The sequence below is a fragment of the Phycicoccus elongatus Lp2 genome (assembly GCF_000367525.1).
Lineage (GTDB): Bacteria > Actinomycetota > Actinomycetes > Actinomycetales > Dermatophilaceae > Phycicoccus_A > Phycicoccus_A elongatus.
In genome coordinates this window covers 311013-332720 of the sequence record NZ_HF570956.1, presented here as the reverse complement: position 1 = coordinate 332720, position 21708 = coordinate 311013, and the positions used below count along the sequence as shown (strand labels likewise).

The 21708-nt window shown below is 67.7% G+C and carries 19 protein-coding genes and 2 pseudogenes; 13 read left to right on the top strand and 8 right to left on the bottom strand.

The genetic code is table 11. The annotated features are described in order from the left end of the window. Position 1 precedes the first annotated feature (1 nt). The 4 genes from kdpC (at position 2) to BN10_RS01630 (ending at position 4855) form a co-directional block, all read left to right on the top strand. Positions 2–574 carry a potassium-transporting ATPase subunit KdpC gene (gene kdpC / locus BN10_RS01645; protein ID WP_010849409.1) on the top strand — a complete coding sequence of 191 codons (573 nt, stop codon included), beginning with the start codon at positions 2–4 and terminating at the stop codon, positions 572–574. A 10-nt stretch (positions 575–584) separates the two neighbouring features. Next, on the top strand, positions 585–3116 hold the full coding sequence (locus tag BN10_RS01640) for a sensor histidine kinase (RefSeq protein WP_010849408.1): 2532 nt from the start codon (positions 585–587) through the stop codon (positions 3114–3116). Continuing rightward, entirely contained in the window at positions 3113–3802 is a 690-nt protein-coding gene (locus BN10_RS01635) for a response regulator (protein ID WP_010849407.1), read from the top strand. Before BN10_RS01640 ends, BN10_RS01635 begins: the two co-directional genes overlap by 4 nt. A gap of 462 nt (positions 3803–4264) precedes the next feature. Beyond that, positions 4265–4855 (top strand): GNAT family N-acetyltransferase, encoded by a 591-nt coding sequence (locus BN10_RS01630; RefSeq protein ID WP_233354233.1) that lies wholly within the window; start codon positions 4265–4267, stop codon positions 4853–4855. A 354-nt stretch (positions 4856–5209) separates the two neighbouring features. Here BN10_RS01630 and BN10_RS01625 read toward each other — a convergent pair whose 3' ends face one another. After that, positions 5210–5905 carry a response regulator transcription factor gene (locus BN10_RS01625; protein WP_010849405.1) on the bottom strand — a complete coding sequence of 232 codons (696 nt, stop codon included), beginning with the start codon at positions 5903–5905 and terminating at the stop codon, positions 5210–5212. Continuing rightward, a complete protein-coding gene (locus tag BN10_RS01620; protein ID WP_010849404.1) occupies positions 5902–7044 on the bottom strand; it encodes a sensor histidine kinase in 1143 nt (380 codons plus the stop codon). The genes BN10_RS01625 and BN10_RS01620 overlap by 4 nt, the downstream gene beginning before the upstream one ends. Before the next feature lie 195 nt (positions 7045–7239). On the opposite strand from BN10_RS01620, the gene BN10_RS01615 reads away from it, so the two are divergent. Both BN10_RS01615 and BN10_RS18175 read left to right on the top strand, forming a co-directional pair. Further along, positions 7240–7959 carry a hypothetical protein gene (locus tag BN10_RS01615; protein ID WP_010849403.1) on the top strand — a complete coding sequence of 240 codons (720 nt, stop codon included), beginning with the start codon at positions 7240–7242 and terminating at the stop codon, positions 7957–7959. A 129-nt stretch (positions 7960–8088) separates the two neighbouring features. Beyond that, the gene (locus BN10_RS18175) at positions 8089–8547 is read left to right on the top strand and encodes a nitroreductase family deazaflavin-dependent oxidoreductase (protein ID WP_084310864.1); all 459 of its coding nucleotides are present in this window, start codon (positions 8089–8091) and stop codon (positions 8545–8547) included. Positions 8548–9071: 524 nt separating this feature from the next. On the opposite strand, the gene BN10_RS01610 is transcribed toward BN10_RS18175, so the two are convergent. After that, entirely contained in the window at positions 9072–10187 is a 1116-nt protein-coding gene (locus BN10_RS01610) for a sensor histidine kinase (protein WP_010849401.1), read from the bottom strand. After that, positions 10184–10909 carry a response regulator transcription factor gene (locus tag BN10_RS01605; protein WP_010849400.1) on the bottom strand — a complete coding sequence of 242 codons (726 nt, stop codon included), beginning with the start codon at positions 10907–10909 and terminating at the stop codon, positions 10184–10186. The genes BN10_RS01610 and BN10_RS01605 overlap by 4 nt, the downstream gene beginning before the upstream one ends. Positions 10910–11079: 170 nt before the next feature. Here BN10_RS01605 and BN10_RS01600 point away from each other — a divergent pair, with 170 nt between their 5' ends. The 6 genes from BN10_RS01600 (at position 11080) to BN10_RS18020 (ending at position 18377) form a co-directional block, all read left to right on the top strand. Beyond that, positions 11080–11322, top strand: a complete 243-nt coding sequence (locus BN10_RS01600; RefSeq protein ID WP_010849399.1) for an SHOCT domain-containing protein — start codon at positions 11080–11082, stop codon at positions 11320–11322. Positions 11323–11341: 19 nt separating this feature from the next. Further along, positions 11342–12862, top strand: a complete 1521-nt coding sequence (locus BN10_RS01595) for a multicopper oxidase family protein (protein ID WP_040752253.1) — start codon at positions 11342–11344, stop codon at positions 12860–12862. A gap of 182 nt (positions 12863–13044) precedes the next feature. Further along, complete coding sequence (locus BN10_RS01590) at positions 13045–13782, top strand: F510_1955 family glycosylhydrolase (RefSeq protein ID WP_233354232.1); 738 nt, start codon at positions 13045–13047, stop codon at positions 13780–13782. A gap of 116 nt (positions 13783–13898) precedes the next feature. Continuing rightward, positions 13899–14177 carry a hypothetical protein gene (locus tag BN10_RS01585; protein WP_010849396.1) on the top strand — a complete coding sequence of 93 codons (279 nt, stop codon included), beginning with the start codon at positions 13899–13901 and terminating at the stop codon, positions 14175–14177. Between the two features lie 170 nt (positions 14178–14347). Next, positions 14348–16708, top strand: coding sequence for a heavy metal translocating P-type ATPase (locus tag BN10_RS01580; protein WP_010849395.1), 2361 nt, complete (start codon positions 14348–14350; stop codon positions 16706–16708). Between the two features lie 481 nt (positions 16709–17189). Then, a complete protein-coding gene (locus BN10_RS18020; protein WP_324603503.1) occupies positions 17190–18377 on the top strand; it encodes an NAD-dependent epimerase/dehydratase family protein in 1188 nt (395 codons plus the stop codon). A gap of 297 nt (positions 18378–18674) precedes the next feature. Here the strand turns inward: BN10_RS18020 and BN10_RS01570 are convergent, their stop codons facing one another. Both BN10_RS01570 and BN10_RS16580 read right to left on the bottom strand, forming a co-directional pair. Continuing rightward, positions 18675–19490, bottom strand: a complete 816-nt coding sequence (locus tag BN10_RS01570; protein ID WP_010849391.1) for a CPBP family intramembrane glutamic endopeptidase — start codon at positions 19488–19490, stop codon at positions 18675–18677. 133 nt (positions 19491–19623) lie between these two features. After that, on the bottom strand, positions 19624–19782 hold the full coding sequence (locus BN10_RS16580) for a hypothetical protein (protein WP_010849390.1): 159 nt from the start codon (positions 19780–19782) through the stop codon (positions 19624–19626). 56 nt (positions 19783–19838) lie between these two features. On the opposite strand from BN10_RS16580, the pseudogene BN10_RS16075 reads away from it, so the two are divergent. Then, positions 19839–20173 (top strand): annotated as a pseudogene (locus BN10_RS16075) (IS30 family transposase); the annotation flags it as partial. A gap of 24 nt (positions 20174–20197) precedes the next feature. Here BN10_RS16075 and BN10_RS01565 read toward each other — a convergent pair. Both BN10_RS01565 and BN10_RS01560 read right to left on the bottom strand, forming a co-directional pair. Further along, a pseudogene (locus BN10_RS01565) lies at positions 20198–20443 on the bottom strand (transposase); the annotation flags it as partial. Between the two features lie 126 nt (positions 20444–20569). Further along, positions 20570–21448: an aminoglycoside phosphotransferase family protein gene (locus BN10_RS01560; protein ID WP_040752244.1), complete on the bottom strand. Its 879-nt coding sequence runs from the start codon at positions 21446–21448 to the stop codon at positions 20570–20572. Between the last annotated feature and the right edge of the window lie 260 nt (positions 21449–21708).

Here is a 21708-nt window from a genome sequence, read left to right as displayed (position 1 = left end):
CATGTCCCTCCTGCGCCCCACCATCGCCGCCGCGAAGCTGCTCCTTGTCCTCACCGTGATCCTTGGCATCGGCTACCCGGCCGTCGTGCTCGCCATCGGGAGACTCGCGCCGGGCCGTGCCGACGGATCCCTGATCTCCGTGCAGGGAAAGGTCGTCGGCTCGGCACTGCTCGGGCAGGCGGTCACCGATCCGCGCCTGTTCCAAGGCCGTCCCTCGGCCTCCGATGCCTCCGGCGCCACGAGCGGCGGCAGCAACCTGGGCCCGGGCGACGTCCGGCTGGCGGCAGCCGTGTCCGAACGCGAGGCAACCCTTCGCGCTGCCAACCCGAACGCGACCGGGCCGATCCCAGCCGACGCACTCACCGCCTCCTCCTCCGGACTCGACCCGCACATCAGTCCGGCGTATGCCGCGTGGCAGCTTCCACGGATAGCGGCGGCGACCGCCCTGCCCATGGCCGACCTGGAGACGATGGTGGGTGAGCACACGGCATACCCCGCTCTCGGTTTCATCGGGAACGCCACGGTCAACGTGACCGAACTCAACGCCGCCCTGGCCGCGCGCCTCGATCGGTGAGAATGGCGTCATGGGTCGCGGTCGGCTGAGGATCTACCTGGGCGCTGCACCCGGTGTCGGCAAGACCGTCGCCATGCTCTCCGAGGGAGTGCGCCGCGCCAAGCGCGGCACCGACGTCGTCGTCGCGCTGTGCGAGACCCATGGCCGGCCTCACACCATGAGCATGCTCGAAGGGCTTGAGGTCATCCCCCGTCGGACCGTGGTCTACCGGGGGGCCACCTTCGAGGAGATGGACCTCGACGCCGTCCTCGCCCGAGCGCCAAAGGTCGCGCTCGTCGACGAACTCGCCCACACCAACGCACCGGGCTCACGCCACGAGAAGCGATGGCAGGACATCGAGGAGCTCCTCGATACAGGTATCGACGTCATCTCGACGGTCAACATCCAGCATCTGGAGTCGCTCAACGACGCGGTCACCGCGATCACAGGCATCGTCCAGCAGGAGACCGTGCCCGATCAGGTGGTGCGCTCGGCCGACCAGATCGAGCTCGTCGACATGTCACCGGAGTCACTGCGTCGACGGATGGCCCACGGCAACATCTACAAGGCCGAGAAGATCGATGCGGCGCTGTCCAACTACTTCCGCGTCGGCAACCTCGGCGCGCTCCGCGAACTCGCTCTCCTGTGGTTGGCCGATCGAGTCGAAGAAGCGGTCGAGGAATACCGGGAGGGCCACGGCATCACTGGCACGTGGCCGACGCGTGAACGCGTGGTCGTCGGGATCTCGGGAGGGCCAGAGAGCGCCGGCCTGCTGCGGCGCGGCGCGCGGATCGCCACCCGCGGCGCCGGAGGCGAGTTGCACGCGGTCTATGTCGCTCGACAGGACGGGCTCGCCGGTCCCTCGCTGCCCGAGGTCGCCGAGCTGCGGACGCTCACAGAGGAACTCGGGGGTACGTTCCACACCGTGACCGGCGAGGCTGCTGCACCGGCCATTCTGGACTTTGCGCGCGGTCTGAATGCCACCCAGATCGTCATCGGTGCCAGCCGCCGGCCCCCATGGCGCCGTGCCATCAGAGCAAGCATCGGCGAATCGGTCATTGCCGAAAGCGGCAGCATCGATGTCCTCGTCGTGACGCAACCTCGCACCGGCCGAGGTACCGCCCCCCGGCCTGTCGGTGCTCTCTCGGCTGACCGCGTCCGGCTGGGAGCAGTGCTCGCCCTGGTGCTGCCAGCCCTGCTGAGCGCTGTGCTGAGTTTCAGCCCGTACGACGTGGGCCTCCCCCTCATCGTGCTCGTCTACCTGTTGGCGGTCGTGGGTGTGGCCGTGGTCGGCGGAATGTGGCCAGCCATCGCCTCGGCCGTGGTGGCCTCCTTGCTGATCAACTGGTTCTTCACCCCGCCCCTACAGACCCTCACCATCGGCGACCCCGAACACGTCGTGGCGCTCTTCGTCTTCGTCGCGATCGCGGCCATTGTTTCCACCGTGGTGCATCGCAGCGCACGTCGGGCCGACGCGGCGATCGAGGCGCAACAAGAGTCCGCAGCCCTGGCCGAGCTCACCCACACCCTGCTTGGGTCCACGGATCAGATGGCGGTGCTCCTCCGTCGGGCGGTCGACATGTTCGGTGCGTCCTCGGCGGCCATCATCCGCCGGTCGACCAAGGAGCATCGCGAGCCTGAGGTCGTCGACGCGACCGAGTCGTACGCCTCGGACACGGCCTCTGCAGCACCCACAATCGAGAAGGTCAACGACGACCACGATCTGGTCCTCCTCGGGCCGCCACCTGCGGCCGACCGCCAGAGGCTGCTTGCCGCGTACGCCGCCCATGCCGCCGCCATCCTGCATCGCCGAGCCCTGCAACGCTCGGCCGGGGACGCCGAATCGCTGGCCCGCGACAACCGCGCCCGGACCGCCCTGCTTTCGGCCGTCTCTCATGATCTGCGCACGCCCTTGGCCTCGATCAAGGCGGCCATCGGCAGCTTGCGCAGCGATGAAGTGGACTTCTCGGCTGACGACGAGGCCGAGTTGGAGAGCATCATCGAGGAGTCCGCCGACCGCCTCGACGCCCTCGTCGGCAACCTGCTCGACATGTCCCGCCTGCAGGTCGGTGCACTCGTCGCGCGGCCCCGAACCATCGACCTCGCCGACGCCATCCCCCACACGGCAGCCACCCTGACCGACCCGAGGCTGGTGCTCTGGGAGATCTCGCCCACCGCGCGCTGGCTCCACGCCGACGCAGGGCTCCTCGAGCGAGTTCTGGGAAACCTCCTTGAGAATGCCCTGCGTCACTCACCCCCGGGCGCGCCGGTCCGGATCACGACCAGTGGGCTCGGCGACACCGTCGAGATCCGGGTCGTCGACTCAGGACCGGGGCTGGACGAAGGCAAGCGGGAGCAGATGTTCCAGCCCTTCCAACGGCTCGGCGACTCACCCGCAGGCGACGGTGTCGGGTTGGGTCTGGCCGTCGCTCGCGGGTTGACCGACGCGATGGGCGGCACGGTCGATGCGGAGGACACGCCTGGAGGTGGGCTGACCATGGTCGTCACCCTGCCGAGTCGGTCCCCTGCCGAGGCGCCATCCGGTTCGGGGGAGCGACCATGACCGATCGGATCCTCGTCGTCGAGGACGACCCGGCCATCCAGCGCACCCTGCGAATCAACCTTCGGGCGCGCGGCTACGAGGTGGAGACGGTGGGGTCAGGACGGGACGCTCTGGCGGCGGCCGACGAGGAGACCCCCGATCTGGTCATTCTGGACCTGGGGTTGCCCGACATCGACGGGGTGGAGGTCCTTCGCCGACTGCGTCGAAGGAGCAAAGTTCCGGTCATCGTCCTGTCCGCTCGTCAGCAGTCCGACGACAAGGTCGAGGCGCTCGACGAGGGGGCGGACGACTACGTCACCAAACCTTTTGGCGCCGACGAGCTCATGGCCCGTGTGCGAGTTGCCCTGCGCCGTGGCACCGGGGATGCGGTCGGCCCTGCGCCGGCGTTCACGTGCGACGCCTTCAGGTTGGACTTCACGACCATGAGCGCCCGTCTGACCGACGGTGACAAGCATGTGCATCTCACCCCGACCGAATGGCGGATCCTCACGACGCTGGCACGGCAGCCGGGCCGGCTGGTTCCGCACGAGGCGCTCCTCAAAGCGGTCTGGGGGCCTGGCTACGGTCGCGAATCCAACTACCTTCGCGTCTTCGCCAACCAAATCCGCCGCAAACTCGAGCCCGCCCCCGGGCGACCTCGACACCTGATCACCGAACCCGGTCTGGGCTATCGGCTCGACCCGTGAGTCCGTGCCGGACTCGAGGCGAGGGCCACGAAATGGTCATCCACGCGATGTCCGTCCGCAACAGCCCGGGAGGCCCGATTTGCCAAAGAGAGTGCGGGGCGGTCCAGCGGTCGGGTTCGATCATGCACGACCTCACCGGATAGGCCGATCTGTACCAAGTAGAACGCACGTGCCCCTGCAGTCTTCGCTGCATCTCGACAGTTGTTGTTGTCGTGTCGAGATGCAGCGAAGACTGGAGTAGTGGCGTTTTAATGCTGTATTGCCGCGATGCGATGCTCGGGCGTGCTGCCGCTACACCGTTGCAGTAGGCCGGAGCCCGTCTTCCGCCGGTCCGCTTCTCGTGCGGCATCTCGCTGTACTGCCGAGTTGAGTGCATTCGGCAACCCCAACAATCGGGCAGAGTGCGGAGAGAAGCGACCGTGTGCTTGCCTACAAAATGAAGGGCCCGGCACGATGGTCGTCATGGGCACCGAACGCGAGATTCCCGAGTACACGACTCGCCTGCTCACCGTTGAGACCTGGGATGACTTCGCTCGTCTGGTGGAAGACAACAACGGCGTCTGGGGCGGATGCTGGTGCATGGGCTTTCATCCCGAAGGTCTCTCCCGAACGAGCCGTGGCGCGAACGAGGAGGCCAAGCACGAACATGTCCGCAAGGGCACCGTCCATCAGGTCCTGGTCTATGAGGGGGACGACTGCGTCGGCTGGTGCCAATTCGGAAGTCCAGCCGAACTGCCTACGATCCAGAACGCCAAGGCGTACGCCAAGGATGCCCAGTCCCTACCAGATTGGAGAATCGGGTGCATCTTCACCGGCAGGGGCCACCGCAACCAAGGTGTTGCTCATGCCGCTGTGGCACGTGCACTCGAGGAGATCAGGGCCGCCGGCGGGGGACTCGTGGAGTCATACCCAGAACAAGTCGAGGACCGCGCTCCGCAGAGAGGCTCCTACTTTCACACCGGGCCGGAATCGCTCTATGCCGCGTTTGGGTTCAGCCGGGAACGCAAGATCGCGAAGTGGCGCTGGGTGATGCGGAAGATGGTCAGTCCTTGAGGAACACGCCCTGTGATGAGCCTGTAAGGGTACGAGGTCACACACATGCCCGACTCTGCCGCATGGAGGATTTGGGCTCTCCCGGCTGCTCGGGGCGAACTTGCACGACCCCACTGATCGGGACGATTTCTGCAAAGTACGCCGCCTGAGTTCGTGGAGTCTTCGCTGCATCTCGACATGATTGCCCCCTCCTCTTTCTAGGAGGCGGCGGCAGTGTCGAGATGCGCTCAATCTTGTAAGAACGGCAGTTGATTCTAAGAATTGCCCGAGGATATGCATCTCGGGCGCGTTGAGCGCCTTCAGTTATGAGGCTGGTTCAGCTGTCCAGATGCGGCGAGGTCGCGGCGTCGTGACTCATCGCGCGTCGGGACCACCCGGGCTGTTGGCGTCGTCCACCCGTCCCGGCTGGACGAAACCCGACTCGTAGGCGAGGACCACCGCCTGGAGCCGGTCCCGCACTCCGAGTTTGGCGAGGATCGTCGCGACGTGGGTCTTGACCGTGGCGTCGGATAGGGCGAGCGCTCGCGCGAGTTCCCGGTTGGACCGGCCCTGCGCGAGCGCTCGCAGGATCTCGCTCTCGCGGACGGTCAGTCGCCTCAGGGTCGGTGGCAGCGGGTTGCCCACGGGCGGTCGGCCGACGAAGTGCTCGATGAGGCGTTGCGTGATGGCCGGTCCGACGACGGATCCTCCGTCAGCGACGATCCGAACCGCCGCGGCCAACTGCTGTCGCGGCACGTCCTTGAGAAGGAACCCCGAGGCACCGGCGCGCAGCGCGCGATAGACGTAGACGTCGAGGTCGAATGTCGTGAGGATGAGCACCCGCGCGCTCGCCCCCGATCGCATGATCTCCTCGGTCGCGGCGATCCCATCGAGGACCGGCATCCGGATGTCCATGAGGACCACGTCCGGGCGGGTCCGCGCGACCTCCCGCAGGCATTGGCGGCCGTCACCGGCCACCGCGACGACGTCGATGTCTTCCTCGAGGTTGAGGATGAGCGAGAACCCGTCCCGCACCAAGGCCTGGTCATCGGCGATCACCACCCGGATCACGCTGTGCTCCCGCTCAGTGGAAGCGTTGCGGTGACACGGAATCCGCTGCCGTCAGGTCCGTGGACGAGCGTCCCGTCGAGGGCCTGGACCCGCTCCCGGAGCCCGATCAGGCCGAGGCCTGTCCCCGGCAGACGTCGAGGGCCCGGGGCACTGGACGCGTTGCGGACCTCGACGACGAGAGCGTCCCCGGCCACGGTCACGGATACGCTCACGGGGACCGGCCCGGCATGGCGAAGGACGTTCGAGAGGGACTCCTGGACGATCCGGAATGCCGTGAGGTCCAGTCCGGGCCGCAGGTGCGCGGGTCGTGTCGACTGGGTCAGGGCAACCCGAAGACCTGCGGCCGTGAACGAGTCGACCAGCTGGGCCAGTCCGGCCAGTCGCGGTTGTGGTTCGAGTGGGAGGCCGTCGGGCTCCGCTCGGAGGACCCCGAGCAGTTGGCGCATCTCGTCGAGGGCACCCCGCGCGCTCGATCGGACGGCTTGGACCGATGCCCGGGCCAGGGTCGGGTCGCGCTCCAGGAGGGCGTCGGCGGCCTCGGACTGGACGGCGATCACCCCGAGCGAGTGGGCGACGACGTCGTGCAGTTCTCGGGCGACCCGCAGGCGTTCCTCGGCGACGGCCAGTCGGGCCGTCTCGCTGCTCGTGGTCTCCGCGCTGAGCGCGCGCGTGGTCCAGGCGTTGAGGCCACGACCGATCAGCCAGGCACCGCCGAAGACGAGGACGATGAAGACGTAGTCCGTGCCGTGGTCAAGCCACTCCTGGAGGAAGAGCGAAACCAGGAGCAGGCCGCCCCCGGCGGCCGCGCGAGCCTCGGTGTCGTGGGTCGCGACCGACACGGTGGCCACGAGGTACACCGCCAGCGCCCACAACGCCCCCGGGGACACCGACACCAGGGCTTGCACAAGGGCCGGCACGGAGACGAGCACGGCCATGGCGAACGGGTGGATGCGGCGCAGGCTGAGGGCGCCGCACATGACCACGGCCACGGGGAGGGTGAGCAGGTCCGGCCCCTCGGGCGGTTCATGGCGTAGGGCACCGATGATCGCCACCGCACCGAGGGCCGATGCGAGGGTCAGATCGATGACGGGGACGCCACGGATGCGGCGTGAGCGCCACGAGTTCGATGACCCGTGCACCCATCGAGCGTACGCCTCACGGTCGGCGGAGCGGCTCGGCCGATGTGATGAGAGGTGTGCGCCATCGTGCGGATGACGGCCTCCCGGCCCTGGCCCAAAGGGTTGCTCGCAGGGGCCCCACTGGGCGATGTGTACTGCCACGTCGTCGCCGCACCGTGGAGGCAGCACCACCACATCACCAACGAAAGGCGTGTCATGGACACCGAAACCTCCTCCACCACGGCATCGGCGGCACGGCGCGTCGACTACCCCGGCTCGGCTGGCACCACGGCTCTCGCACTCCTCGTCGGGGCGATCGCCTTCGCTGCCGGTGACCTCGGTCGTCGACTCGTCCTCCCCGACGACGAGGTGACCGGCATCCCCGACATGGTCCGTCGCGTCCAGGCCCACTCCGGCCTGTGGCTGGCCCTCGGTCTTGCGGTCACCCTAGGGTCGCTCGCGATGCTGCCGGGCATCCTGAGGATCCTCTATCACCCCCAGGTCACGGCCTCGACCGGCGACCCGGCCACCCGCGGCCAACGCACGATCCGAGTGGGTGCCTTCCTCGTCGCCCTCGGGCTCGTGGCGTCGGTGGCCCATGCCCTGGCCTTCTATGGGATGGCGGCCATCGACGGCACGTCCGGGGCACCCATGAGCGCCGTGACCGCCATGGAGGACGCGTCCAACAGCTACCCCTTGTTCGTCCTCGTCATCATCGCCTTCATCGCCGGCATGACGTTGGGTCCGATCCTCCTCACCTGGGGATTGAGGCGCGCCCGGCTGCTCCCCATCTGGGTCCCGGTGGCAGCCGTCGTCTTCGCCGTCACCGGCACCGTGGGTGGCCTCCCCGCCGGCATCGTGGGACTGGCCTCTGCCGTCGTCACCTTCGGCATGGTCGCCCGGATGCTCACCCGGCGCTCCCCCGCGGTTCCCTAGACCGCGGCACCTCGTGCGGTCGGCCGCGAGCGGTGAGGGCAGCGGGCCGTGGCCGCGCCGGTGACTCCACGCGGGATAACGGCCCAGAGAGGGCGCACCGTGCACGAGTCGGGCGCGTACTCTCGAACGATGGCTCAGATGGTTGACCGCTGGGTTGCCCGAGCGCTCCGCAACCGAAGGCTGGTCCGCTCGCCCATCTGGCTGTACCGCCATGGGCTGGGGTGGCTGCTCGGACCTCGAGTTCTGATGCTCGAACATGTCGGTCGGAAGACCGGTGAGCCTCGGTACGTCTGTCTGGAAGTCGTTCAGCGCGAGGGGGTCGACACCTTCGTCCTGGTCAGCGGCTTTGGCGAACGTGCGCAGTGGTATAGGAACTTGGTTGCCCACCCAGACTGCTTCGTGACTTTGGGGCGAGACGGTCGACGTGCAGCACGAGCCACACCATTGAGCCAAGCGGACTCGCAGGCCGTTCTATCGCGCTACCAAGCCGAGCATCCGAGGGCATGGGACAGGCTGCGCGGAGCTATCAAGGAGGCCACGGGCACTGCGCCGGACGTGCTGCCGATGGTCCGCCTCCAACGCGAGTGACTGTTCCAAGGTGAAGCCGGAGAGAGAGTTCTCGTCACCTTTGGTGAGCCCAGCGGCTCTTGCACGACGTCTTCAAGTTCGACCGATGGTGCAGAGTACGCCGCATACGGTCGTGCAATCTTGACTGCATCTCGACAGATGTTGTCGAGATGCAGCGAAGATTTCACAAACGCGGTTTCCATGAAACATTAACGTCGTGTTATGCCTCCGCCGCATTTTCTACCCCGACATTATGGATCGATGGCCTTTGCGTGGGCAAGCCGTGACTGACTCTCCGCGGTTGCCTACGGACCCCAATTGCGCAGCAGCTGCTGCGCAATTGCCGTGGGGCCACGTCATGGTTCTGCTCTACCGCCTCGACGACCCCGACGTGCGTGTCTGGTACGCCGCCCGGGCGGAGGCAGCCGGGTGGAGATGCGGCGTCCCGGAGGGCCGCATCAAAGGCCGGCTGCACGCCCGCGTCGGAGCCGCGCCGTCGAACCTTCCCAACCGCCTCGCGCCGGGCGGACAGCGACCTGGTGCCGCTACGGGGTAGGCAGGTTGATGGTGAGCGTGCTGCCTTGGTCCGTGCCTTTGCTGGCTGCGGTGAGGCTGCCGCCGTGGGCGTTGATGATGGCCCGGCTGATCGTCAGGCCGATGCCTGAGCCGGTGCGGTCGTGCGTGCGGGCGGAGTCCGCTCGGTAGAAGCGTTCGAAGGCGTGCTGGAGTTGTTCGGGGGTCATTCCGTCTCCGTCGTCGGTGACGGTGAGAGTCGTGTGGTGAGGGCTGCTGTGACCGGTCAGCGTGACGGTCCCACCGGGCGGGGTGTGTCGTAGGGCGTTGCTCAGCAGGTTGGCGAGAACCTGGCCGATCCGGTGGCGATCGACGTGGATGTCGAGGCCGGCGGTAGTCGAGGTCTCGACGATGAGGTTGATGCCTTTGGCGGCATAGGCGTCGCGCATGCCGTCGTGGGCTGCCCAGAGCAGGTCGGTGACATGGTGGCTGCGGAGGTCGAGCGCAAGTCGGCCTTCCTCTGCGGTGGAGACTTCGTCGATGTCGTCGGCGAGACGGGCCAGCCGTTGGGTCTGTTCCTCCAGTGCGGCCCTGGACTCGGGACCGAGGCTGGTTACGCCGTCGTGGAGGCCTTCGTGGTACGCGCTGATGGTGGCGATGGGGGTGCGGAGTTCGTGGGCCAGGTCCGAGAGCATTCTGCGACGGGTGTCTTCGACGCTGTCGAGTCGGGCCGCCATGGTGTTGAAGGCTGCGGCGAGGGTTTCGAGTTCGGTGCCGGCAGCGATCGCAGGGACGCGGATGGCGTAGTGCCCCATGGTCAGTTCGCGGGCCGCGTGGGTGACTTGCTCGAGGGGGCGGCGCAGTCGGCGGGTGAGGAACCAGGTGACGGCGCCTGCGGCGAGCAGCGAGATGAGCAGACCGATCCCAACGGAGATGAGGGATGAGTCGCGGTAGGCCATCTCGATGTGCACGAGCTCGGGGGAGTTCTGCTGGTGTCCGGCTTCGAGAAGGTGCTGGTGGAAGATCGGGGGTCCGATGACGGCTGCGACCAGTCCCACGGTCAGCGCGCCGGCCACCAGGACGATGGCCTGCCCGGCCAGCAGCCTGGTCGCGAGGCCGGTCGACGAGGGACTGTGGGTGGTGGTCATCCTTGTCCCATCCGGTAGCCGATGCCTCGCACGGTCGTGACGTAGCGGCCGGTGTCGGGGTCGTCGCCGAGTTTGCGGCGCAGGTGGGCAACGTGGACATCGACGAGGTGCTCGTCCCCGACCCAGTCGGTTCCCCAGATGACGTCAATGAGCTGGCGACGGGTGAAGGCCATCGTGGGTCGTCGAGCCAGCGTGATGAGGAGGTCCCGTTCCGTCGGAGTGAGGGCCACCTCGGTGTCGGCCAGGTGGACGCGATGACCGTTGGGGTCAACACGGAGTGCCCCGACCACTCGGATCGGTTCGCTGCTCGGGGTCTCTGATGCGCTCGTGGACCCGGTCCGGGGGCGGCGCAGCACGGTCTGGACGCGGGCGAGGAGTTCGCGGACGCTGAACGGTTTGGTGACGTAGTCGTCCGCGCCCACGGACAGGCCGATGAGGGTGTCGACCTCGTCCTTGCGGGCGGTGACGACAATGACGTAGCAGTCGGAGAAGGTTCGGATCTGGCGGCATACCTCGATGCCATCCAGCCCGGGCAACCCCAGGTCGAGGATGACGACGTCGGGGGCGTGTTCGCGCACGGCCTGCACCCCGTCGGGCCCGGTGTGGACGGTCGTCGTGGCGTACCCGGCCCGGGACAGGTAGGCGGCGATCAGCCCGGCCAGCGTGGTCTCGTCCTCGATGACCAGCACCCTTGCCGGTGGTGGTGTGGGGTTCGTGCTCACCGCCTCAGTCTCCCGGCTCAAGAGCGAACCTCGTCCACTCCCGGCCTTCTCAGGGGACGATCTTCGTCAAATCTCAACGTGACCACGGCCGGGCCTTGAGGTCACCCACGGACAGTGGTCCTGTCCGCCTCTCCTCATGAGGCGGGCAGGACAGGGTCAGGAGAGCACCGATGATGTGGGGCAACGGGTACGGCATGGGCTGGTGGATGTGGCTGCTGATGGCCGCCGGAACCCTGACGTTCTGGATCGCCGTGGTCCTGGTGGTCCGCGCCCTGCTCCCGGCCCGGAATCGGCAGGGGGGCGGCATGGATCGCCCCGATCCGTTGACGCTGCTCAAGGAATCCCTGGCGCGCGGCGAGGTGAGCGTCGAGGAGTACGAGCAACGACGCCGCCTGATCGTTGATGGCCACTGACCCCACCGTGAAAGGCACCATGACCTCCCCCCTGCTCTCGCGACGCAACATCCTCCTCGGCGGATTCGGCATCGCCGCCACCGCCACCGTGGCGGCATGCACCACACCGGCGCCGGGGAAGGCAGGTATGCCGTCGCGCACCTTCGGCGCCCCGGCCCCGCTCTCCCCCTCCCCGAGCCAACGTCTCGTCGAGAAGACTTTGGTGGCCAAGCCGGTCAGTCTCGACCTCGGCGGTCGAACCGTGTCGACCTGGGCGTACGACGGGACCCTCCCCGGGCCGCTGGTCCGGGCCACTGCCGGGGACTTCCTGCGGGTGTCCCTGGACAACCAGCTCCCGGCCGACACCACGATCCACTGGCACGGGATCCGGCTGCGCAACGCCGCCGACGGCGTGCCCGGCCTGACCCAGGACCCGATCAGCTCCGGAACCAAATACGTGTACGAGTTCACCGCACCTGACCCGGGCACCTACTTCTTCCACCCCCACGTCGGGGTCCAGCTCGACCGAGGCCTGTACGCACCGATGATCATCGACGACCCGAACGAAGCCGGCGACTATGACGCCGAGTGGATCGTCGTCCTCGATGACTGGATCGACGGCACCGGCACCACACCCGATGACGTCCTCAAGAAACTCATCGCCGACGGCGGCCCCGCCTCCTCCGGCGGCATGGGCGGGATGGACCACGGGTCGATGGGCGGCATGGACCATGGGTCGATGGGCGGAATGTCGATGGGGACGCCCCCGTGGGGAGATGCCGGGGACGTGACCTACCCGTTCTTCCTGATCAACGGCAAACCACCCACCGACCCCGATGTCCTGACCGCCAAGCCGGGTCAGCGGATCCGGTTGCGCGTCATCAATGCCGCCTCTGACACCATCTTCACCGTCACGCTTGGCGGACACCGGCTGACGATCACCCACAGTGACGGCCACGCCGTCGAACCGACCGAGGTCGGCGCGTTCTACATCGGGATGGGTGAACGCTATGACGCGATCGTCACCCTCGGCGACGGCGTGTTCCCGCTCGTGGCCCGCCCGTTCGGCAAAACCAGCGGCGGCCAGGCGATCGCGGTGGTCCGCACCGGCAGCGGCAGCGCGCCCGCCGTCGACGCCGCTCCGGCGGAGCTGTCCGGGCAGGTCCTCATCGGCTCCCAGCTGCGGCCGGCGGAGTCCGCGAAACTACCGGACAGGGCCCCGGATGCCACCGTGGACCTGGCGCTGCAAGGCTCGATGAAGCCCTACCAATGGGGCATGAACGGTGCCAAGTTCGGGGAGAACGAACCACTGACCGTCAAGGCTGGCCAGCGGCTGCGGATCAACGCCACGAACCAGACGATGATGACCCACCCGCTGCACCTACACGGGCACACCTTCGCCCTGCCCTCCGGGCTGCGCAAGGACACCGTCCTCATGGCGCCGATGCAGTCCTTCGCGATCGACCTGGACGCCGACAACGCCGGCGACTGGATGATCCACTGCCACAACATCTACCACGCCGAGGCCGGCATGATGATCGCGCTGGAGTACGCGACGTGAGCACCCGCGCCCGCCGTCGGCTCCTCCTCGCCGGTAGCGCCCTCGCGACAATGGCCGTGCTGACCGCTTGTGGTTCCCCGGGCACCGCCACCCCCTCGGCACGCGGCGGGTCCCCTGCCATAGCGCCCGCCGCCACGGCCGCGGCCACGTCCCCGGCGGAGACTTCGTCGAGCCGGCCTCCCGTGGCGATCACCCACATCCACGCCGTGGCCCGCGACCCCAACTCCGGGGAACTCCTCCTGGCCACCCACGAAGGACTCTTCCGCCACGTCAACGGCGAGTTGGTTCAGAACGGCCAGGTCATCGACCTGATGGGGTTTGCCGTCGCCCCCGACGGCACCTACTACGCCTCCGGACACCCCGGCGCCGGGGTCGATCTTCCACAGCCGGTCGGACTCATCACCTCCACCGATACCGGCCGAACCTGGCGAGTGGCCTCCCGCGGCGGCCAGTCCGACTTCCACGCCCTGACCGCGGGCCCTGCCGCGGTGGTCGGCTTCGACGGTGTCCTTCGGTCGAGCACCGACGGCACGACGTGGACCACCCGCTCGATCCCGGCTCCGCCGCGCACGCTGGCTGCGGCCCCCACCTCGGGGGCCCTGCTCGCCACCACCGAAGCCGGGCTCCTGGCCAGCAGCGACACCGGCAGCACCTGGCGACCACTGTCCCCGCCCGGGACCGCCCTGCTCGTCACCTGGGCCGACGAGAAGACCATCGTCATCGCCACCACAACCGGCCAGTTGGGCGTCAGCAGCGACGCCGGAGCCACCTGGAGTCTCAACCCCACACGCATCGGCCCTGCCGAGGCGCTGCACGCGCGGCGCGGCAGCGACGGGGGCCTCGAGATCGTCGTCGTCGCCGACAGCAAGGTCTTGCGCACCCTCGATGGCGGCACCACCACCGAGAACCTCTTGCCATGATCCGGCGACGCGATCTTGACCAGACCTTCACGCCACCACGGCCCCACCTCGGCAACAGCTGCGCAGGCTGAGAACACCCAGGCACCCGCCCGGGAAGACACCCAAGGAGCGGAACGATGAACCACTCGACCCGACACCCCGACGAGTACGCCGCCTTCACCACACCGACCAACACGCCCGCCGCCGAAGACACCCAGGCCCCACACGCGCACCACGGCGCCCGCCAGCACTGGCTCATGTGGCTGATGTGCCTGCCCATGGTGCTGCTCGTCGGTGCCCTGATCGCCACCGGCCGCCTCGGCCTCGGCGGGCTCATCTACGCCGCCGGCTGCCTGCTCATGATGGGCCTGATGATGGCTTGGATGAACCACGGCAACAACCAACCCAAACACTGAGACCACCGCGCCAACGGCGAACTCACGATCATCAGCGATCTCCCGGTCGACGACGCAGACGTCATCCGCGCGGTCACCGAGGCCAGCTACTCCGCCAGCCGACGCTGACCCACACGATCCCGGCCCTGCATTTCAGGGGCATCCCGAGCGCCACGTCAGGAGCAGCGGACATGCAGCACGAACACCACCTCGCCCCACACGACAACGTGCCCACCCGACCGGGCGCGACCGACCCCGTCTGTGGGATGGACGTCGACCGCGAGAGCGTGCTGACCCTCGAGCACGACGGCACGGCATACCACTTCTGCTCCCAGAGGTGCCGCGACCGGTTCCAGCAGGACCCGTCCGCGTATGTCCAAGCCGTCGGCGCCCCAAGCGGCATCCCCCCCGCGACCTCGCCAGTGCAGGGTGAGGTCGCGGAGTGGACCTGCCCGATGCATCCCGAGATCCGCCGACTCGGCCCCGGGTCGTGCCCGATCTGTGGGATGGCCCTGGAACCGGTCACCGTGACCGCCGACACCGGGCCAAGTCCGGAACTGGCCGACATGACCCGCCGCTTCTGGGTCGCCACTTCGTTGACCATCCCTATCGTCATTCTCGAGATGGGCCGCCACTTCGTCCCGTGGCTGCACGACCTGATCCCGGCCACCGCGTCGGTGTGGGCGCAAATGCTCCTGGCCACGCCGGTCGTGCTCTGGGCGGGTTGGCCCTTCTTCGTGCGCGGCTGGGCCTCGGTCCGGACCCGTAACCTCAACATGTTCACCCTGATCGCGATGGGCACCGGCATCGCCTGGCTGTTCAGCCTCGTCGCGACACTCGCGCCGGGGATCTTCCCCACCTCTTTCCGCAGCGACGACGGCACCGTCGACGTCTACTTCGAGGCCGCCGCCGTCATCACCACTTTGGTCCTCCTCGGCCAAGTGCTCGAGCTGCGGGCCCGCGAGCAAACCTCCGGGGCGATCAAGGCACTGCTCGACCTCAGCCCCAAGACGGCCCGCCGCATCACCGACAGCGGCGACGACGAAGAGATCCCCCTGGACGCCGTCCAGCGCGGCGACCGGCTCCGCGTCCGCCCGGGCGAAGCCGTCCCCGTCGACGGGACCGTCATCGATGGCCGTTCCGCCGTCGATGAGTCCTTGGTCACCGGCGAGTCGATGCCGGTCACCAAGACCACCGGCGACCCCGTCATCGGCGGCACCATCAACGGCAGCGGCGCGCTGATGATGGAAGCCGAAAAGGTCGGCATCGACACCATGCTGGCCCGGATCGTGGCCATGGTCTCAGAAGCGCAACGCTCCCGCGCACCCATCCAGAGGATGGCCGACAAGGTCGCCGGCATCTTCGTGCCCGTCGTCATCGTCATCGCCGTCATCGCGTTCATCGTGTGGGGCCTGGTCGGACCCGACCCCAAACTGGCACACGCCCTCGTCGTTGCCGTCGCCGTGCTGATCATCGCGTGCCCCTGCGCACTCGGACTGGCCACACCCATGTCGATCATGGTCGGAGTCGGACGCGGCGCGGGACTAGGCGTGCTGATCAAGAACGCCGAGGCGCTCGAGCGGATGGAGAAGGTCGACACCCTCGTCGTCGACAAGACCGGCACCCTCACTGAAGGCCGACCCACCGTGACCGACATCGTCGCCACCGGTAGTCACTCCCAGGACGACCTGCTCCGCTTTGCCGCCGGGGTTGAACGCGCCTCCGAACACCCACTGGCCCTGGCGATCGTCGAGGCCGCCACGACCCGAAGCCTCGATGTTCCCGACGTCACCGACTTCGACTCACCCGTCGGTCGCGGCGCCCAAGGTGTCGTCGACGGGCACCGGGTTGCCCTGGGCAGCGCCACCTTCCTGGACTCACACGGCATCGACAGCACCGACGTCCGGGAGAGGGCCGACCACCTGCGCGGCGACGGCGCCACCGTCATCTACATCGGTATCGACGACCAGCTCGCCGGACTCTTCGCCATCGCCGACCCCATCAAGGCCACCACCCCCGACGCCCTCAAAACACTGCGTGCGGACGGCATCCACGTCGTCATGCTCACCGGCGACAACCGGGTGACCGGCCAAGCCGTCGCCGCGACCCTGGGGATCGAGCAGGTCGAGGCCGAAGTCCTGCCCGACCACAAGAGCGACATCGTGATCAGGCTCCGCAGCCTGGGCCACGTCGTTGCCATGGCCGGCGACGGCGTCAACGACGCCCCCGCCCTCGCCGCCGCCGACGTCGGCATCGCCATGGGCACCGGCACCGACGTCGCCATCGAAAGCGCCGGCGTCACCCTCCTCCAAGGCGACCTCACCGGCATCGTGCGAGCCCGAAACCTCTCAGCGAAAACGATGGCCAACATCCGACAGAACCTCTTCTTCGCCTTCGTCTACAACGCACTCGGCATCCCCATCGCCGCCGGCGTCCTCTACCCCGTCTTCGGGCTCCTGCTCTCACCCATCATCGCCGCGGCCGCCATGGCCCTATCCAGCGTCAGCGTCATCACCAACGCCCTACGCCTTCGCGCACAATCCATCGACTGACGCTCAGCAACCTTGAGGACTGGCGCGTCAGGCCAGAAGAACCGTTGGCGGACTGTCACCCCGGCGACTATTCGCAGGTCGTTCACGACGGCGAGTTGGCTGCGAGGAACGCACTCTTCTGCCGCGCATAGAGCGCATAGAGTACGTAGACGCTCCCCGGTTGCTCGAAGGCGATCTTGCAAGGCCCCAGCCGACGGGCCGAGTTGTGCAGAGTACCCAGCACGACATCGTGCAGTCTTAGCTGCATCTCGACAGGTATGTCCAGAGGTTGTGACAGGGCCGTCGGACTGCACATCACGTTATGTGTCTCTGTTCACCAGGTCTTGTCCACTCGTTGGCCGCCTCGGATCCAAGCAGGCTGGTCGTTCGTCGGCGTGGTCTCCCACGGTCTCGCTACGCGCGTTCGTCGCCCAGCAGTAGCGATTCGACTGCGAGTCTGGCCCCCGCCGCCATGGTCTAGCTCAGGTGAGTGAGGTGGGCGATGAAGGCGTTGAGTTCGCTGACTTGTGAATCATCTGGGTCGAGAGAGCGCGGAGCGCGGACGAGGCGATCGAGTAGCTCCCGGCTCGACTCGGCTGGGCTCGGGCCTCCTGCCCAGGGTCGGGGTCACAAGTCCGTTCAGTGCCGGGGTGCAGGCGTCCGCCCACAGCGATCATGCTTGCGACCCGGGCAGGGAGGCCGGAAGGTGGAGGACGTGAAGATCCTCTTGCTCGGTGGAACGGTGTTCTTGGGGAGTGCCATTGCGAGTCAGGCGATTGCTCGAGGCCATGACCTGACCTGCTTGGCGCGGGGTAGCGCGGAGGTGCCTGACGGGGCCGCCTTCATCTCGCGGGATCGTGAGCGCGACGATGCGCTGTCGGTGGTGTCACGGCATCGTTGGGACTCCGTGATTGATCTGACGCGGCAACCGGGCCAGGCCCGCAGAGCAGTTCGGGAGCTGGATGCGACTCACTGGGTCTTCGTTTCTTCGCTGAACGTCTACAGGGCTTTCGACCGTCTCGAGCAAGACGAGGACAGTCCCACCGTGGAGCCCTTGGGGGGCGACGTCATGGCAGACATGACGGAGTACGGGTCGGCCAAGGTGGCCTGCGAAGACGCCGTGCGTGCTCGCTATCCCAGCCACACGATCATCCGATCGGGGCTCATCGGCGGGGCCGGCGACTGGTCCGGTCGCAGCGGCTACTACCCCTGGCGATTCGCCAATCCTTCTGGTCCCGAAGTCTTCGTCCCGCCCGACCTCAGCTTCCCCGTCGCTCTCATCGATGTCGAGGATCTCGCTGCTTGGCTGCTCACCTGTGCGGAGCAGCGAACGGTTGGCACCTTCAACGCCACCGGTGTCACGACAACGCTGAGCGCTGTTCTGGCTCTTGCGCAATCCGTGGCCGGGAGCTCGGTCCCAGCCATGGCTGTTCCTGACGACGCTCTGAAGGAGGCCGGGATCTCCTCGTGGATGGGGCCTTCTTCACTTCCCCTGTGGATCGACGACCCGTCCTGGCGCTACTTCGCGACCCTTGACACCACGCGAGCACGAGCCCGAGGGCTGGACACGCGCCCGCTGGAGCAGACCCTGACAGCCGCGCTTAACTACGAGCAGGAACGAAGCGAGCCACGCCACACCGGACTTACCAGCGACGACGAGCATCGGCTCCGAAACCTGAGTGAGGCCTAACGTCGCCATGCCGGCCACCGGACGGGTGCGTGCCGGGGCGGATTCACGGATCGTGCTCAAACCCCTTCCCGCGCACGATCCGTGAATTCCTCGTGCGCACACACAACCCGCTCTTCTCTCGTCCCGCGCTCCCCTCGCCATCCCATCCGCCGCGACCTGATCCGTATGCCGCGCGGCCGGCCAGGGCCATGGCTGCCCCGTTGCGAGGGGTAGCGACCGAGGGGGGCGCGGCATCCTTGTCATGCTCGCGTAGTCCCTCCAGCCCCATGAGACGTGAACCCTTGCGTCCTGCGCAGCTCAGGGCATCCACCAGCCGGCGACGACTGCGAGGACCACGATGACGAAGAGGCTCTCCACACCGTGGACGGCGATCGACATCCACAGGCTCCGGTAGCGCCGGGCCGCCCAGACGATGCCGAATGAACTCATCACCATCGCCGGCCAGAACCAGATCTTGTGCACGTGGTAGAGCCCGAAGAGCAGCGTGTTGACGACCCAGTCCCACCGTCCGAAGGCCTTCTCCATCCGGGGCAGGAGGATCCCGCGGAAGAAGAGCTCCTCACCGAGCACGTAGTTGAAGGCGGAACTGACGAGGGCGAGACCCACGATCCACCACTGACCGACGAACTCCGGTTGCGCCAGTGCAGTGATGCTGGCCCACGCGGGCTCCTCCAGCCCGGTCAGTCGTGACCACAGGGAGACGAGTGGATCGGCGGCGAAGCCGAGAAGAACGTTGGCTGCGATGGCGGGAACGACCCACCACCACAGGCGTGCGCGTGCCTGACCGGTGCCGGGATCCCGGGGACCGTTGAGCCAGATGCGCTGTCGCACCGCCACCCAGTCCATGGGTCCTTCCCGTCGAAGGAGCATGATCGAGAGGACGCACTGCCACGCCATGCCCACGACCATGAGGATCCAGTGCAGGAGGCCGCGGTGCAGCCCGACATGCGGAGCCATCAAGGGGGCCACGACGAAGGCCAACAGCCCCATCGGTGCGGTGACGGCCGCCCACAGGCCGAGGATGCGGCCCGCCGAGTATTGAGGGATTGTCTCCGGGCGACGGTCTGCGCCCGAACTGTTCTCGCCGAGGCCAGGGGCGGCGGATGGGGACATGAAGCGTTCCTTTCCAGGTATGGGAAGGGAACGCTATGGGCGCCACGCCACGCGAGGTCGGCGATCAGCACCGAGATCCGGGTCGGATCAGGGACCGCTCAGGGTGACCCTGAGTGTTGGACAGGCGCCGTCTTCAGGTCGCGACCGGCCGCAGGCCCACGCGCGTGACGATCGGCTCGCGCTGACCGCCGACGTGCACGACATCCGCCCCGTCGACCGTCACCTGGGTCGCGTGGGCACGCAGTGCCGCCTGCACGCGCGGCAGGTGCCCCGACAGCTCGGTCCACTCCACGAGGGCCGGTCGCCGACCGCCTCCCGGTCCGGCGGGATGACCTCGACCATCCGTAGGCCGCGATGTGCGCCGCAATCAGCAAGCTGCCGTCCTCGTTGATCCGAACGATCACCTGGGACCAAGGCGCGGAGATGTCCAAGCACGCCGCGTTCACCATCGCCACAGGAATCCCGATCTACTTCTGCGATCCCCACTCGCCCTGGCAGCGGGGGAGCAACGAGAACACCAACGGCCTGCTGCGCCAGTACCTGCCCAAAGGCACCGACCTGAGCACGGTCAGCCGCGAGGAGTTGGACGCGATCCAGGACAGCCTCAACGGACGCCCCCGCAAGACGCTGGGCTATCTGACACCATCAGAGAACTCGCAGAGTTCTTTGCGCCCACCGCTTGAATCCGCCATGTGGTTGGCCCGACGCAGTTCACGGTTCTCCCGCTCCAACTCCACCAACCGCTGCGCGTCACTGGTCGTGGTGCCCGCCCGGGTGCCGCCGTCGACCTCGGCTTGCCGGACCCAGTTGCGCAACGTCTCGGGGTGCATACCGAGCTGGCCGGCTACTCGAGAAATCGCACCTGGCCTGGTCGCCGGGTCCTGCCTCAACTCCACAGCCATCCGCGTCGCGCGCTCACGCAACTCATCGCTGTACTTCTTGGGTGCTGCCATGACTCTCATCCTCCATGGATTGAGAGCCTCCACCAGACCCGGGGCGATTCAGTACGGGTATCGCTCCGCGCAGCCGACGCCAACGGCATCGACGTATGCCCGTGGCCGACATCCGGGCATCTCAGGTCAACGCAGGTCGACATCAACCTCGCCCGCAACGGCCTCGACCATGGCGATCAGGCGGCTCGTTCTGGCAGGCATGGTGTGGCGATATTGGGCGATGGTCGCGAGTCCAGGCCCGACGAAGGCCCAGGCTCGGGCTCTGACCCAGGTGGCCTCGTCCGACCCGGACGCGACGCGCAGGCGGTCACGAGCTGGTGCATCGAGCAGGCTCCACGCGTACAGCAGGTCCACGGACCGGTCGCCGATGCCGATGCCGCCGAAGTCGATCACTCCTGCTAGGCGTCCGTCGCGGTGGGTGAGGAGGTTCTCGGCGGACAGGTCGGTGTGCACCCAACACGCGGGTTGGGTGGCGGGCGGGACTCGGCGAAGCCGACGCCAGGCTTCGCGGACGCGATCCGGGTCGAAGAGGTCCGCCAGGTCCGTTGCCGCCTGCTCGGCCCAGCCGTCGATCACGTCCGTGACCGGCTCGCCACACCGGTATCCCCACGCGTCGGCGCCGTGCGGGGCGCTGGTCGTCTCGACTGCGTGGAGGCTCTGCAGGAAGACGCCGAGGCTCTGGGCAAGTCTTGCCTGCTGCACCTGGTCCAGCGTTCCCGGCGATTTGCCGGGAATCCAGGACAGGACCGCCCAGGGGCGAGGGAACGCCCGGGTCGCGTCACCGGAGGCGATGACTTCAGGAACGGGCGCGGCCAGGTGGGGGGCGAGGTGGGGCAGCCAGCGGATCTCCTTGAGGAGGTCAGGGACGTACCGGTCCGCTCGGGGCAACCGCACGGCCATCTCGTCCCCCAGGCGAAAGACCCAGTTGCTGCTGCCTGATGCACTGCTCGCTCGGACGGGCAGGTCGGCCAGGTGCGGAGCCTGATCGGCAAGCAACTTCGTCACGACATCAGGGCCCGGCGCACCAGTGGTCGACTCGGTCGAGGTGACGTTCGCCAGCCCATGATCGTCACCTGCGGCGGCGGCGCAAACTGACTTTGCCGACGTCCGAGTGGTTGCGATCCGCTGGCGCGCCACGATGCTGAGCGTGCGGTTCACGGACGAGCGTCGGTTGGCCCCCATGCGTGGCGCCGCGGCGCGACCAGGGCCTGCGAGACTTCTGGACGTGGAGCCTGAGCCGGACCGACTGCAGCGTGCCGTCGTCC